The organism is Kitasatospora sp. NPDC059146, from assembly GCF_042786665.1.
Classification (GTDB): domain Bacteria; phylum Actinomycetota; class Actinomycetes; order Streptomycetales; family Streptomycetaceae; genus Kitasatospora.
In genome coordinates, this window is the sequence record NZ_JBHZCY010000182.1 from 1 (window position 1) to 14,284 (window position 14,284).

Sequence of the window (14,284 nt, forward strand, 5' to 3'; positions counted from 1 at the left end):
GGTCGGCTCCTGCACGGCCGCTCCCGATGGGCGGCCGTAGGTGTCAGTGCAGTCGGTGTGGTGTCACTCGGCGACGGGCGCCGTGGCCGACGAGGCGGCGGTGCCGGCCGCAGCGGCCTTGGCCGCCTCCTCCGCCTCGATCTTGGCGTGGGTCTTGGCCGCGCGGCGCTTCATCACCCAGGCCGAGGCCGCCCCGATCACCACGGCGGCCGCGAGGCCCGCCCAGGAGAACCGGGAGAGCCAGGGCTCGATGGCCTTGCCGACCTTGTAGACCAGCAGGGTCGTGCCACCGGCCCAGACGATGCCGCCCAGCACGTTGGCGATCAGGAACTTCCAGTACGGCATCCGGAGCGCGCCCGCGAGCGGACCGGCGAAGATGCGCAGCAGGGCGATGAAGCGGCCGAAGAAGACCGCCCACATGCCCCACTTCTGGAAGGAGCGCTCGGCGGTGGCCAGGTGGGAGGGCCCGAAGTGCTTGGGGAACTTCCGTCCGAGCTTCTCGAACAGCGGCTTGCCGCCCTTGCGGCCGATCGAGTAGCCGATCGAGTCACCGATGATCGCGCCCGCGATCGCGCAGATCGCGATCCCCCACGGGCTCACCACACCCTTGACCGCCATCAGGGACGCCGTGACCAGCGCGATCTCGCCGGGCAGCGGGATGCCCAGCGACTCGATCCCGATGATCAGGCCGATCAGGGCGTACACCGCGGTCGGTGGGACGCTCTCGATCCAGGCGTCGATGTGCAAGGCCAGTACCTCCGTGGCAGGTCGGGCCGGGGTCGGCTCCCCGTGGAGCCGCACGCCCGTCCCGGCGGTTGTCCGATGGCGGCACCCTGGCCGCTCCCCCCGGGGCGCAGCCTAACGTGCCGGGCGGCCCGTCCCCCTGGCCGATCACCCGTTGTTACGACGTACGTCCCGACTCCCATAGTTCCAGGCCGACCGGCATTTCTTCAAGATTCGGTAAAACGCAGTGCGACGACCGACGGACGCTGCTTGATCACGCGCGCGAGCGGCAGCACGGCGCGCAGCAGTCCGCGCCCGCCCTCCGGGTACACCTCCCGCACGCCGGTGACCGCCGGGTGGGCCTGCGCCAGCTTGCCGAGCTCGTCGGCGTCCATGCCGAAGGGCATCGGCGGGGCCTGGTAGTGCCGGTCCCGCAGCTTCCCGGCCACGGCCCGGCGGCCGGCCCAGCGCGGTACCGCGTCCAGCACCAGCGCGCCGCCCGGGAAGCGCTCGGCGCAGGCGGCGATCAGCGCCCGGACCTCGGTCGGCCGCAGGTACATCAGCAGGCCCTCGGTGGTGATCAGCACGCCGCGCGCCGGGTCCGGGTCGACCTCGTCCATCCAGCGCGGGTCGGTGGCCGAGCAGGCGAGGATCCGGTGGCGGTCGTCCGGCGGCAGCAGCTGCTCGCGCAGCCGGGCGGTCTCGGGCAGGTCGACGGACAGCCAGCTCGCCCGGCCGTTGTCGACCCGCCAGGCCTGGGTCTCCAGCCCGTCGCCGAGGCCGACCACGGTGCCCCGCGGGTACCGGTCCAGGAAGTCCGCGACCTCCCGGTCGAAGCAGGCCGCCCGCAGCGCCTGCACCTGGCTCACCAGCCGCGACTCCCCGAACCGGGCGGCGAACGGGAAGTCGATCCGCCCCACCAGCCCCACCGCCACCGGGTCGTGCAGCACCGCGTCGGGCCGCCGGGCCTCCACCGCCCGGTGCCACAGCGTCCACAGCGCCGTCTCGGGCACCTTCCCCAGCTCCGGACGTTCCCCGCCACCGCTCACCGCTCACTCCTTCGGACGTGCACCGTGCTCCGGCATGAACCCGCCGATTCTGACACCCGCCCCGGACCGCCCCTCCCGGCGACGCGCCGCGCCGCGCTGCGACGCGGGGCGGGGCGGGGCGAGGCGGGCGTCAGTGGCGGAACACTCCAAGATCCACTCGTGATCGTTGTGCCCGGCGGTGGCCGCTGGCCGCCTCCGTGCTGTCCCAGACTGGCAACGCGGCGCCCTCTCCGGCAGCCGCCTCCACCACCCGGCCCACCCAAGGACTGCCACCGTGAGCGAGCGCGTTCTCATCCCCCGCAACCGGGGGTTCCTCTTCCTCGACTCCCACCCGGCGGGCTGCGGGCGACTGGTCGCCGACATGTGGCAGGACTGCCCCGACCCGGCCCGACTGCCGGACGGCGAAGGGCCGGTGGCCCTGATCATCGGCTCCTCGGCCGGGTACGGCCTGGCGGCCACCGTCGCCGGGCTCAAGCGGGCCGGCATCCGCGGCATCCTGGTCTCCTTCGAGAAGGGCCCCACCGAGCGGCGCACCGCCACGGCCGGCTGGTACCGCACCGCCGCCACCGCCGAACTCGCCCGCGCCGCCGGTCGGGACGTGGTCCTCCTCAACGGCGACGCCTTCTCCGACGCGATGAAGGACCAGGTCGCCGACCTGATCGAGGAGCGCTTCGGCGGCCGGCTGGACCACCTGGTCTACTCGGTGGCCGCGCCCCGGCGCACCGACCCCGACACCGGCACCACCTACGCCTCCGTCCTCAAGCCGATCGGCCGGGCCGACCGCACCAGGACCCTCGTCTTCGACGACCGGGGCCACCCCGAGGTCCGCGAGGTCGGGACCGAACCGGCCGAGGGCGACGACATCGAGCAGACCGTCGCCGTGATGGGCGGGGCCGACTGGGAGCGCTGGATCGACCGCCTCTCCGCCCGGGGGCTCCTCGGCGAGGGCTTCACCACCGCGGCGCTCTCCTACATCGGCTCCCCGCTGACGGCGGCGATCTACCGGCAGGGCACCATCGGCGCGGCCAAGGCCCACCTGGAGGCCACCGCCCGCGCCCTGGACGAGCGGCTCGGCCAGGCGGTCGGCGGGCGGGCCGTCACCTCCGTCAACGGCGCCGCCGTCACCCAGTCCTCCACCGCCGTACCCGGCATCGCCCTCTACACCGGGCTGCTGCGCGGCGTCCTCGGCCCGGACATGGTCCCGCCGGTGCACCAGCTCGCCACCCTGTGGGACCAGCTCACCGGCGCCGCCCCGCTCCTCCTGGACGACGAGGGCCGGGTCCGGCTGGACGGCTGGGAGCTCGCCGAGGAGGTCCAGGCCGCCGTCGCCGAACGCTGGGCGGCCGCCACCACCGACACCGTGGCCGACCTCGCCGACCTCGACTGGTTCCACGCCGAGGTCCAGCGCCTGTACGGCTTCGCCGTCCCCGGCGTCGACTACACCGCCCCGGTGGCCACCGACGTCCCCTGGCCGGGACCGGTGTCCTGATCCGGCCGGCCTCAGCCCACGCTGAACGCGCCGTCCGGCGGGGGCGGGGAGTCGGTGGCGTCGGCGTCGGTGACCGGGGCCGTGCGGCCGACCAGGGCGGCCAGCTCCGCGCCGTCGGTGAGCCGGGCCGGGAAGATGTCGCCCGCCAGCAGCCGGGTCAGCTCCGCCACCGGCAGTGGGGCCGTCGAGCCGGCCAGCATGATGTTGCCGTACCGGCGCCCGCGCAGCACCGGGGCCTCCGCCACCAGGCACACGTACGGGAACACCGCCCGCACCGTGGCCGCCTGGGCCCGGGCGAAGGCCAGCGGCGGGCCGTCCGCGAGGTTGGCCGCGTAGCAGCCGCCCGGGCGCAGCGCCGCCGCGGCCAGCCGGAGGAACTCGACCGAGGTGAGGTGCGCCGGGGTGCGGGAGCCGTGGAAGACGTCCGCGATCAGCAGGTCCTGCGAGCCGGCCGGGGTGGCCGCCAGGGCCGCCCGGGCGTCGCCGACCGTCGCGGTGACGTCCGCGTCGGGGCCCTGCCAGGGCAGGTGCGCGGCGACCAGTTCCAGCAGCGGCCCGTCCACCTCCACCACGCGCTGCCGCGAACCGGGGCGGGTGGCGGCCAGGTAGCGCGGCATGGTGAGCGCGCCACCGCCCAGGTGCAGCACGTCCAGCGGCCGGCCGGCGGGCGCCAGGGCGTCGGCGAGGTGGCCGAGCCGGCGGGTGTACTCGAACTCCAGGTGGGTCGGGTCGGCGAGGTCGACGTACGACTGCGGGGTGCCGTCCAGGGTGAGCAGCCAGCCGCCGTCCCGGTCGATGTCCGGCATGAGCTTGGCGAAGCCCAGGTCGGTGGCCCGGCCGACCGGCACCGGCTCGTCCGCCTCCACCGGCCCGTCCGTCACGCGGGCTCCCCCACCGGGCGCACGTCCAGGTAGGCCGCCAGCCAGCGGTCCAGCTCGGCGAACACCGCGGTCCGGGCCGTCTCGCCGGACAGCACCAGGTCGTGCATGCCGCCCTCGATCCGCACCACCGTGACGTGCCGGCCCAGCCGCGGCCCCTGCGCGGCGATGTCGTCGGCGCGCAGCACCCCGTCGGCGTGGTGCAGGGCGTTGTGCCACTTGGTGGTGGAGACCGACCTCGTCGAGGCCATCAGCAGCACCGGCACGTCGATCCCCAGCCCGTGCCGCAGCTGCCGGTGCCCCTGGTGGATCGCCGACAGCCAGCCCGCGTACAGCGGGAAGCCCTCGGCCGGCTTGAGGGTGAGGTCGAAGTCCCACTCGCCCTTGTGGTCCTTGTGCAGGCTGTGGGTGTAGTGGGGGTTCAGCGAGGACGGCAGGATCCGGGTCGGCTTCATCCGCGCGAGCGCCGTCACCACCGGCCCGCCCGCCGTCCGCACGGCCGCCCCGGCGGGCATCGACAGGAACGGACTGTTCAGGAACAGCCCGTCCACCAGCCCCCGCCCGGCCCGGCGCCCCGCCCACAGGGCCCCCACCAGCCCGCCGGTGGAGTGCCCGTTCAGCAGCAGCTGCCGGTGCCCGTCCACCTCCCGGATGATCCGCACCGCCTCGTCGATCTCCTCGTCGTACTCGGCGAGGTCGCGGACGAAGTTCGGCGACTGGTGGGGCCGCAGCGAGCGCCCGTACTTGCGCAGGTCCAGGGCGTAGAACGAGAACCCGAGCGCGGCGTAGTGCTCCGCCAGGTTGGTCTGGAAGAAGTAGTCGTTGTACCCGTGGACGTACAGCACCGCCCGCTCCGCCCCCGGCACCACCCGCCGCACCAGCGTCGCGCAGACCGCCCCCTCGTCATCGGACCGCAGCGTCAGCTCGGCCGCCTCGTAGGGGGCACCCAGGATGTCTTCCCGAAACTCCATCTGCCGCCGCACCCGTCCCTCTGCTCCGCCCGCCCTTCCGGCAGGTCACCACCCGTTCCGCCCCCGACCATACCGGCCGGTAGCCGCGGCCCGCGCGGCAGCCGTCCCGAAGCGCTCCGGGGCGAACGGCCGGAGGCCGGGGTGGCGACGGTCGGCGGGTGGAGGGCCGCCGTCACGTGCGCGGCCACGGCCTGGACGACGCTGCCCGGCTGTCGCCCCCGCTGACGCCGTCGTGCACCGCGCAAGGGCAGCCGTCCGCGCTTCCCCGTCGCTTCGCGTGCGCCTGCTGTGCGCCGGTGGTCGTGTGGAACGCTTCCCGGACGGACACGGCGAGTTGGGGAGTCTGCATGCAGCACGGGCACATCGATCCGTCGCTCTACCGTTCGGCGGCGGAGGCGATCGCGGCGCCGCCGGAGAAACTGGCGTACGTGGCCGGGTTCGACCGGGCGGGGCGGCAGCCGGATGCCCTGCTCACCGTGGACACCGACCCGGCGTCGCCGAGTTACGGGAAGGTGCTCAACTTCGCCGAACTGCCGACCCTCGGGGACGAGTTGCACCACTTCGGCTGGAACGCCTGCTCCAGCGCGCTGGCGCACGCCTGCCACGAGAACCCGGAGCGGCGGTTCCTGCTCCTCCCGGGGCTGCGGTCGTCGCGGCTGCACGTGATGGACACCCGGCCGGACCCGGTGCGGCCGCGCCTGGTGAAGACGGTCGAGGCGAAGGAGCTGGCCGCGAAGGCGGGTTACTCGCGGCCGCACACCCTGCACTGCGGCCCGGAGGGGGTGTTCCTGTCCTGCCTCGGCGCGGGTGACGGCGGCGACGGGCCCGGCGGGGTGGCGCTGCTGGACCACACCACCTTCGAGGTGCTGCGCCCCTGGGAGACGGAGCGCGAGCCGCAGCACTTCGCGTACGACGTCTGGTGGCACCTGGGGACCGACGTGGGGGTGACCAGCGAGTGGGGCACCCCGTGGATGGTCGAGGACGGGGTGCTGCCCGAGCAGCTGCTCGCCCGCAAGTACGGGCACGCTCTGCACTTCTGGGAGCTGGGCACCGGCCGGCACCTCCAGCGGGTCGACCTGGGGGACCAGTACCAGATGGTGCTGGAGCTGCGCCCCGCGCACGACCCGCAGGCGGAGTGGGGCTTCGCCGGGGTGGTGGTGAACGTGGAGGACCTCTCCTCCTCGGTCTGGCTCTGGTACCGGGACGGCCCGGCGTTCACCGCCCGCAAAGTGATCGAGATCCCGGCCGAGCCCGCCCGGGCCGAGGAACTCCCGCCCGCGCTAAGGCCGTTCGGGGCGGTGCCGCCGCTGGTGACCGACATCAACCTGTCGGTGGACGACCGCTGGCTGTACGTGTCGGCCTGGGGCACCGGCGAGCTGTTCCAGTACGACGTGTCGGACCCGTTCCACCCCCGGCTGGCCTCCTCCGTCCGCCTCGGCGGCGTCGCCGCCCGCACCCCGCACCCGGCCGAGCCGGGGCGGCCGCTGAGCGGGGCGCCGCAGATGGTGGAGATCAGCCGGGACGGACGGCGGCTCTACCTCACCAACTCCCTGTACGGCGCCTGGGACGACCAGTTCTACCCGGACGGCATCGAACCGTGGATGGTCAAGCTGGACGCCGACCCGGAGGCCGGCGGCCTGAGCGTCGACGAGCGGTTCTTCCCGCACGGCGCCGACTTCCGCGGGCTGCGCGTCCACCAGACCCACCTGGCGGGCGGGGACGCCTCCTCGGACTCGTACTGCTACCGGTGAGCCCCGGCGGGGCTACCGGTAGGCCGACCGGTCGAACCGGATCCGGTCCAACGGGAGTCCCACCGCGAGGAGTTCGGAGCGGACGGCGGCGATCATCCCGGCCGGGCCACTGACGCAGGCGAGGTGCTCGCGCCAGTCCCCGGCGGCGGCGACGGCGTCGGCGAGGCGGCCGGCCGTCACCGGGGTGAGCGACAACCAGGGCTTGTGCAGGCCGAGTTCGGAGAGGGACTGCCAGTCGTAGAGGTCGGACCGGTCGCGGGCGCCGACGAAGAGGTGCACCCGGCGGCCCGGCGGGCGGTGCAGTGCCTGCTGTTCGACGATCGCCTTCATCGGGGCGAGTCCGGTGCCGCCCGCGACCAGCAGCAGGTCGCGGGCGTCGCCGTCGGGCAGCAGGCCGCCGCGCGGCGGGCCGAGGCGCAGCCGGTCGCCGAGGGCGGTGTGCTCGACCAGGGCCGCGCTGACGCCGCCGGGGCCGGTCCGGCGGACGTGGAACTCCAACTCGTTGTCGCCGCGCGGGGCGCAGCCCATCGAGTACTGCCGCCAGGTGTGCGGCAGCGTCGGGTGTTCGACCGTGCCGTACTGGCCGGCCCGGTAGGGGTAGGGCTCCCCGGTACGCACCCGGACCACGGCGAGGTCGGGGCGGCGGCGCTCGTGGCCGGTCACCACGGCGTGCCAGTACGGGGGTTCGGTGAGCGCCGAGTCGGCGCCGGCGACCATCGCACCGACGGCGAACCGCAGCATCCGCACCCAGGCGGCTTCGAGCTCCTGCGTCCACCGTTCGGCGGCCCGGTGCCGGAGGGCCGCGCACAGGGCCTCCTCGAAGGCCTCGTAGTGGACCGGCCGGACGCCCAGCTTCCGGTGGTCACGGCCGAGTTGGCGGAGCATGCGGGCGAGGTCGGCGGGCTGGTGCAGGTGGTCGATCAGGTGGTGGAAGATGCGTTCCAGGTGGGCCTGCTGGAACTCCATCGAGGCGGGGAAGAGCGGGCGCAGGAAGGGGCGGCGGCGGAACATGACCGCGTAGAGCCGGTCGATCAGGTCCGCGAGCGGGGCGACGGCTCCGAGTTCGCGCCGGATCAGGTGCTGGTCCTCGGCGCCGTCGTGGTCCCCGTAGTCCTGGTCCCCGTAGTCCTGGTGGTCCTCGCGGCCGTCGCGGCCCGGGCCTGCACCGGACCGGGGCCCCGACGGCGCTGCGGGGCTGAGGAGTTGGCGCCGTAGTCGCATCGCGTGGTGGCGGGCGATCAGACGGTCGTACTCGGCGGTGGCGGCCGCGTCGGCCTGGCTGCTGTAGTCCATGACCTGCCCAGTCAACTGCCGGGCCACCGGGGCGGGAAGGGCCGATGGCCCCGGACGGTCCCGGGACCATCGGCCCTCCGTGGCCGGCGCGCGGCCCGCGGCCCGCGGCGCACGGCCCGGGCACGGCGGAGCGCCCCGCGCACCCGGTGCTCTCCCACCACCGGTGCGCGGGGCGCCGCCGGTGACTCCCGGCAGGTCCCGGCCCTCAGGTCCCGGCCCTCAGGCCCCGGCCGCCCCTGCCCCGGCTCCGGCCCCGGCCGCGCCCGCGCCCGCCCCCGTCCCTGCCCCCGCCCGGCGCGCGGCGCGGCGGTCCTCCCGCCGCTGCCTCCCACGGCGCAGCGGCTGGTCGGGCACCCACCCGAAGGTCAGGCAGGCACCCACGATCCCGAGCAGCATGCCGATCACGAAGCCGCCCAGGTTGGAGGTCACCCAACTGCCCAGCGAGGCGAGCGCGGCGAGGATGGAGTAGAACAGCCGCTGGGTCGGGTTGAACAGGATCAGCAGGCCGCACAGCAGCATCACCGACGGCACCAGGTACCCGGCCAGGCCCACCAGTGAGATGTGCAGCAGGACGGGTAGCGGGGCCCACAGGGTGAACAGGATCTCGGCGCCGCCGAGGGTCACCAGCAGCCCGCCCCAGAACGGCCGGTTACCCCGCCAGTCGCGTTTGACCGGGCCCGCGGGGCTCGCGGGCGCAGCGGTCGCGGCGGCTCCGGCGGGAGCGACGGCCCCTGCGGGAGCGGTGGCGGGGCCGGCGACGGGGGCGGCGGTCGCGGGGGCGGTGGCGGCCGTCCCCGCGGCCGCCACCTCCTCGGTCCGCTCAGCGGCGCCCTCGCCGGTCGCGGCCGGCTCCGGTACGGACTCCGTCATGTTCAGCAGCCCTTGGAGCTGAAGCTCAGCCGGAGGTTGGGCAGCTTGAACCCGACGGCGGTGCTGGCGTAGTTGTGCTGGTTGAGGTGGGTCAGCGTGACGTGGTCGGCCTGCTGGCCGAAGACGCCCGGCTGGCCCTTCCCGACCGGGCCGGCCTTGGTGTAGGTGCTGGCGTCGCCGCCGATCTCGATGTTCTTGAACTCCGCGTCGCCGGACAGCAGATCGGAGTCGGTGGTGAGGTCGGAGGCGGACACCGGGGTGCCCTTGTCGCCCGCGTGGATCACCAGGCTGACGCCGCCGAGGTCGACGGCCTGGCACAGGTTGGTGATCTGGGCGGCCTTGATCGCCGAGACCGCCACCAGGACCTGCCCACCGGTGTTGCCCGCGTTGGGGCTGTCCGGGATCATCGAGTCCAGCGAGCCGAACTGGGCGAAGCCGTCACCGTCGAGCTTGTCGGCGGTGATGGTGAACGGCATGCCGGAGATGGAGAACTGCGCGGCGAGCACGCCCTGCGCGGTGAGGGTCATCAGGATGCCCCCGACCGCGACGACCGGTACGGCCATCAGGGCGGAGCGCTTCATGCGGACCCGTCCTCTTCTGGTCCCGGTCGGCGTCTGCGGGGTTTCCGCCGCGGCGGCGGCTTCCTCGGACATGGCCATGTGTGCTCCCTGTGGATGGATGGGGTGTGCAGGCAGCTGGCACGTTGTCCTGGCGCGGACAGCGTTCCGCGCCCCGACCGGGCCGTCCGCCCCTCGGCAGCGGGGCGGATCCGTTCGGAGCGCGCTGGGTAACTGGGAAGCTACTGCCCGGTATTCGCCGGGTCAATACGGGTGCACGAAGGATCTTCACCAATCCTCCGGGTCGGGCCGTCCAGCCGGTCGGCCGCTTCGCCCGGACCGAGGAAGGGGGCGAGGCAGAACATGCTCAACACCGGGAGCAGATCGGTCAGTTGATCGGTGCGCCCGGAGGAGATCAGCCGGTAGACCGCGCTGTAGACACCGCCCACCACGGCGTCGACCATCTGCCGCACCCCGACCCCGCCCGGGAGTTGCGGCACGTCGGCGAAGAACGCCCGGAATCGGATGAGCAGTTGTTCCCGCTCACGACGGCCGGCCGGGCCGACCGCCTCGATCTCGATCACCGCCATGGTCGCGAAGGACGGTGTGCCCGCGAGGAGTTGGAGCATCGCGTCGAGCGCCTGGCGGATCCCGGAGCACCAGTCGGATTCGGCCGCGAAGGCCGCCGCCATCCGCCGGATCACCACCCCGGTGCCGTACCGGTGCGCGGCCAGGAAGGCGTCCTCCTTGCCGCTGAACAGCTCGTAGAAGACCGGCCTGGTCACGCCCGCCGCGCGGCAGATGTCGCTCACCGTCGCGTGCTGGTAGCCGCGTTCGGCCACCGTCCGGACCAGGCCGTCCAGCAGCCGTTCGCGCTGGGTCGCGGCGACCACTCCGGCGGGCTGCCGGCGCGGCCCCGGCTTGATCGACCTGGCCGGATCCCGGCCGGTCCGGGCACCCGGCAGCAGGATCAGGTCGGCACTCCGGAGGTGTTTGGGATCCATCACCAACTCCTGTGTCCTGTATTGACATTGACGTAACGACGGGTTTACAACACTGCCAGGTTTCCAATCGGTCGGCGCGCAGGCCGCCACCGGTCGGATCCAGGGGCTCCGACGGCCCCGGGCGAACCGCCCGGACCGCCGGACCAGGGCGGGAGCCGGGCCCGCGGCGGTGGCAGCCGCCGACCGCCGCCCCACCACGGAGCCACCGCACCACCGTCGCACCGTCGCACCGCTGCACCCGTACCGCTGCACCGCTGCACGAACACCGTCGTACCCCAGGAGCGGGCCCGTGGCGCCGGGCCCGCCCGCACCCGTGGTCCGACAGAGCTCCCGGTACGCCATGCACCTCCCCCGTCGTGCACACCACCACACCCGCACGCGGGGATTCCCCCACCCGTCCCCGGACGGAGAGAGGCACCCTCATGCGCATCCGTCGCACGCTCGCAGCCGCATCCCTCGCCGCCTTCGCGCTCACCGGCGCCGCCGTCGCACCGGCCCAGGCCGACTCCCCCGCCGTCCTCACCCAGGGCAGCGCCGGCGGCGCGGCCATCGCCGTCGGCGACACCCTGGTCGCCAACCTGGCGCCCGGCACCGCCGCGACCTTCACCAACGGCGCGGGCAGCACCACCGGGGTGAGCTGTGCCAACTCCTCGTTCTCCGCGACCGTGACGTCCAACCCGACCGCGCCCGGCAGCGCGACCGAGCAGCTCAACAGCCAGTCCTTCGGCTCCTGCACCTCCAACGTCTTCGGCGTCCGGAGCGTCAAGAGCGTCACGGCCACCAGCCTGCCGTACACCAACACCGTCACCTCCGGCTCCGGCACCAACGTGTCGCTCAACGGCACCGGCGCCGGCCCGGTGGGCATCACCGTGGTCCTCAACACCCTGCTCGGCACCGTCACCTGCGTCTACCAGAGCCCCAGCGGCATCACCGGCTCCACCTCGAACACCGACAACAGCATCAGCTTCGCCAACCAGCCCGCCAACCTGGTGTCCGGCCCGGGCCTGTGCTTCTCGACCGGCTACTTCAGCGCCACCTACGGCCCGGTCACCGACAGCTCCGTCGCCGGCAGCCCGGTCCTCTGGGTCAACTGACGCCCCTGGCATCCGGATCCGTCCGAGCGGCGTACGGCGGGCAACCGCCCTCCGTACGCCGCTCCACCGATCCCCGAGAGCGCCCCCGAGAAGGCCCCCGACAACGCCCCGGGACAAGCAAGTGACCGGCCGGTAGGGTGGCGCTGCACGGGCCCCGACGGGACGGGCGCGGCGGACCGGAACGGGGCGGGTCGGATGACCAGCGGCAGCGGCGGCAGCGACGGCAGCACCACCGGCACGGGCTTCTTCGCCTCGGTGGCGGACACCGCCGAGCGACTCGCCGCGACCGGCTACCTCGCCTCCACGGCCGTGGCCACCACCGTCTTCCTGGCCGACCGGCTCGGCAAGCCGCTGCTGGTGGAGGGCCCCGCCGGAGTCGGCAAGACCGAACTCGCCAAGGCCGTCGCCGAACTGGGCGCGGCCCGGCTGGTACGGCTCCAGTGCTACGAGGGCATCGACGAGGCCCGCGCGCTCTACGAGTGGAACCACGCCAAGCAGCTGCTGCGGATCACCGCCGGCCGCGACGAGGGCTGGGAGGAAGCCCGCGGCGACATCTTCGGCGAGGAGTTCCTGCTCACCCGCCCGCTGCTCACCGCGATCCGCGGCGAGGAGCCCACCGTCCTGCTGATCGACGAGATGGACAAGGCCGACGTCGAGGTGGAGGCACTGCTGCTGGAGGTGCTCAGCGACTTCCAGGTGACCGTCCCCGAGCTCGGCACCATCACCGCGACCCGCCGCCCCTTCGTCCTGCTCACCTCCAACGCCACCCGCGAGCTCTCCGAGGCGCTGCGCCGCCGCTGCCTGTTCCTCCACCTCGACTACCCGGACGCCGAGTTGGAGCGCCGGATCGTCCGGCTCAAGGTACCGGGGCTGGACGCGACGCTGGCCGAGTCGCTGGTCCGGGTGGTCGGCGCGCTGCGCGCGATGGACCTGCGCAAGGCCCCCTCGGTCGCCGAGACCATCGACTGGGCCCGCACCCTGCTGGCCCTCGGCGCGGACACCCTGGACGACGCGGTCGTCCGGGACACCCTCGGGGTGATCCTCAAGCACCAGGACGACGTCCGCAAGGCCGCCCAGAAGCTCACCCTCGCGTGACCACCCCGGGGGCCACCGACACCGCCGCCCGGCTGACCGGACTGGTCCGCGCCCTGCGCGGGCACGGCCTGCGGATCGGCCCGGCCGAGACGGTGGACGCCGCCGCCGTGCTCGACGTGCTCGGCTTCGCCGACCGGGAGCAGATGCGGGCCGGACTGGCCGCCGCCCTGCTGCGCTCGGACGGCCAACGGGCGGTCTTCGACGCCACCTTCGACCTGTTCTTCCCGCTCGGCGTCGGCACCCCCGAGGCCCTGCGCACCCCCGGGGCCCGGCACGGCACCGACCCCTCGGCCGAGCCCGCGCCGCAGACCGCGGAGCCGCCGCGCTTCGGCCGCCCCGACCCGCTCCGCGACCGGCTGCGCGAGCGCCTCGCCGCCGCCCTGGCCGCCGACGACCGGGCCGCCCAGGCCCGGCTGGCCGGCGAGGTGATCGAGGCCTTCGGCCGGTACGGCACCGGCAGCACCCCCGGCTCGGACGGCTGGTCCGCCCACCAGGCGCTCGGCCGGCTGGCCCCCGAGACCCTGCTCGCCCGGATCCTCGCCGGCCTGCGGGACCAGGGCCCGGACGGCCACGCCGACCGTGACCTCGCCGACCGCGTGCTCGCCGACGAGATCCGCCGCCGCATCCGGGACTTCCGCGCCCTGGTCTCCGCCGAGGCCCGCCGCCGGGTCGCCGAACTGCGCGGCGCCGAACGGATCGCGGAGCGGGCCGTCGCCCCCACCGTCGACCGGATCGACTTCCTGGCCGCCGGCCGCGACCAGCTCGCCGAACTGCGCCGCACCGTGCACCCGTTGGCCCGCAAGCTGGCCACCCGGCTGGCCGCCCGGCGCCGCCGCGCCGCCCGCGGGCGGATCGACCTGCGGCGCACCCTGCGCCGCTCCCTCGGCACCGGCGGGGTGCCGCTGCGCCCGGCGTACCGGCTGCGCCGCCCGGCCCGGCCGGAGCTGGTGCTGCTGTGCGACGTCTCCGGCTCGGTGGCCGGCTTCGCCGATTTCACCATGCTGCTGGTGCAGGCGATGGGCGAACAGTTCAGCAAGGTCCGGGTGTTCGCCTTCGTCAACCGCACCGCCGAGGTCACCGACCTGCTGCGGCGGGGCGAGGGCGACCCGGCCCGGCTCGCCGCCCGCATCGTCGCCGAGGCCCGGGTGACGGGCTACCACGGCAACAGCGACTACGGCTCCGCCCTGGGCGAGTTCGCCGACCACCACCTGGCCGCCGTCGGCCCCCGCACCTGCGTGCTCGTCCTCGGCGACGCCCGCAACAACCACCGCGACCCCCACCCGGAGGCGCTGCGCCGGATCGCCTCCCGCGCCCGCCGGGTCATCTGGCTCAACCCCGAACGCCCCGCGCTCTGGACGACCGGCGACTCCGCCGCCCCGACGTACGCGGACGTGGTGGAGATGCACTCCTGCCGCAACGCCCGCCGCCTCGGCGAACTGATCGCCCGCCTGCTGCCGGTCTGACGCGTACGGCCCGAGGCCGCCGGCCCGGCCGCTGGGGAGCAGCGGCG

13 protein-coding genes are annotated in these 14,284 nt (G+C 74.4%); 5 read left to right on the top strand and 8 right to left on the bottom strand.

Annotated features, from left to right (window positions below; genetic code table 11):
• Nucleotides 1-63: 63 nt before the first annotated feature.
• Entirely contained in the window at nucleotides 64-747 is a 684-nt protein-coding gene (locus ACFXPX_RS40845; RefSeq protein ID WP_380644871.1) for a DedA family protein, read from the bottom strand.
• Between the two features lie 203 nt (nucleotides 748-950).
• Nucleotides 951-1,772, bottom strand: coding sequence for a class I SAM-dependent methyltransferase (locus ACFXPX_RS40850; protein WP_375895974.1), 822 nt, complete (start codon nucleotides 1,770-1,772; stop codon nucleotides 951-953).
• A 274-nt stretch (nucleotides 1,773-2,046) separates the two neighbouring features.
• On the opposite strand from ACFXPX_RS40850, the gene fabV reads away from it, so the two are divergent.
• Nucleotides 2,047-3,261 carry an enoyl-[acyl-carrier-protein] reductase FabV gene (fabV, locus tag ACFXPX_RS40855; protein WP_380644872.1) on the top strand — a complete coding sequence of 405 codons (1,215 nt, stop codon included), beginning with the start codon at nucleotides 2,047-2,049 and terminating at the stop codon, nucleotides 3,259-3,261.
• A gap of 11 nt (nucleotides 3,262-3,272) precedes the next feature.
• Here the strand turns inward: fabV and ACFXPX_RS40860 are convergent, their stop codons facing one another.
• Nucleotides 3,273-4,067, bottom strand: coding sequence for a spermidine synthase (locus tag ACFXPX_RS40860; RefSeq protein WP_380644877.1), 795 nt, complete (start codon nucleotides 4,065-4,067; stop codon nucleotides 3,273-3,275).
• 71 nt (nucleotides 4,068-4,138) lie between these two features.
• Nucleotides 4,139-5,110, bottom strand: a complete 972-nt coding sequence (locus ACFXPX_RS40865) for an alpha/beta hydrolase (RefSeq protein WP_375895979.1) — start codon at nucleotides 5,108-5,110, stop codon at nucleotides 4,139-4,141.
• 347 nt (nucleotides 5,111-5,457) lie between these two features.
• Between ACFXPX_RS40865 and ACFXPX_RS40870 the strand changes: the two genes are divergently transcribed.
• Nucleotides 5,458-6,861, top strand: a complete 1,404-nt coding sequence (locus tag ACFXPX_RS40870; protein ID WP_380644873.1) for a selenium-binding protein SBP56-related protein — start codon at nucleotides 5,458-5,460, stop codon at nucleotides 6,859-6,861.
• A gap of 12 nt (nucleotides 6,862-6,873) precedes the next feature.
• On the opposite strand, the gene ACFXPX_RS40875 is transcribed toward ACFXPX_RS40870, so the two are convergent.
• From ACFXPX_RS40875 to ACFXPX_RS40890, 4 genes are all read right to left on the bottom strand, one after another.
• Nucleotides 6,874-8,154: a globin domain-containing protein gene (locus ACFXPX_RS40875; protein ID WP_380644874.1), complete on the bottom strand. Its 1,281-nt coding sequence runs from the start codon at nucleotides 8,152-8,154 to the stop codon at nucleotides 6,874-6,876.
• Between the two features lie 219 nt (nucleotides 8,155-8,373).
• On the bottom strand, nucleotides 8,374-9,024 hold the full coding sequence (locus tag ACFXPX_RS40880) for a DUF6114 domain-containing protein (protein WP_380644875.1): 651 nt from the start codon (nucleotides 9,022-9,024) through the stop codon (nucleotides 8,374-8,376).
• Between the two features lie 2 nt (nucleotides 9,025-9,026).
• Complete coding sequence (locus tag ACFXPX_RS40885; RefSeq protein WP_380531347.1) at nucleotides 9,027-9,683, bottom strand: DUF6230 family protein; 657 nt, start codon at nucleotides 9,681-9,683, stop codon at nucleotides 9,027-9,029.
• A gap of 140 nt (nucleotides 9,684-9,823) precedes the next feature.
• Nucleotides 9,824-10,585: a TetR/AcrR family transcriptional regulator gene (locus ACFXPX_RS40890; protein WP_380531350.1), complete on the bottom strand. Its 762-nt coding sequence runs from the start codon at nucleotides 10,583-10,585 to the stop codon at nucleotides 9,824-9,826.
• A gap of 422 nt (nucleotides 10,586-11,007) precedes the next feature.
• Between ACFXPX_RS40890 and ACFXPX_RS40895 the strand changes: the two genes are divergently transcribed.
• The 3 genes from ACFXPX_RS40895 to ACFXPX_RS40905 all read left to right on the top strand — a co-directional run bounded on the left by ACFXPX_RS40895 (nucleotide 11,008) and on the right by ACFXPX_RS40905 (nucleotide 14,237).
• Complete coding sequence (locus ACFXPX_RS40895) at nucleotides 11,008-11,679, top strand: Tat pathway signal sequence domain protein (protein ID WP_375895996.1); 672 nt, start codon at nucleotides 11,008-11,010, stop codon at nucleotides 11,677-11,679.
• A gap of 195 nt (nucleotides 11,680-11,874) precedes the next feature.
• Nucleotides 11,875-12,774 (top strand): AAA family ATPase, encoded by a 900-nt coding sequence (locus ACFXPX_RS40900; protein WP_380531354.1) that lies wholly within the window; start codon nucleotides 11,875-11,877, stop codon nucleotides 12,772-12,774.
• A complete protein-coding gene (locus ACFXPX_RS40905) occupies nucleotides 12,771-14,237 on the top strand; it encodes a VWA domain-containing protein (RefSeq protein ID WP_380644876.1) in 1,467 nt (488 codons plus the stop codon). The genes ACFXPX_RS40900 and ACFXPX_RS40905 overlap by 4 nt, the downstream gene beginning before the upstream one ends.
• Nucleotides 14,238-14,284: the final 47 nt, after the last annotated feature.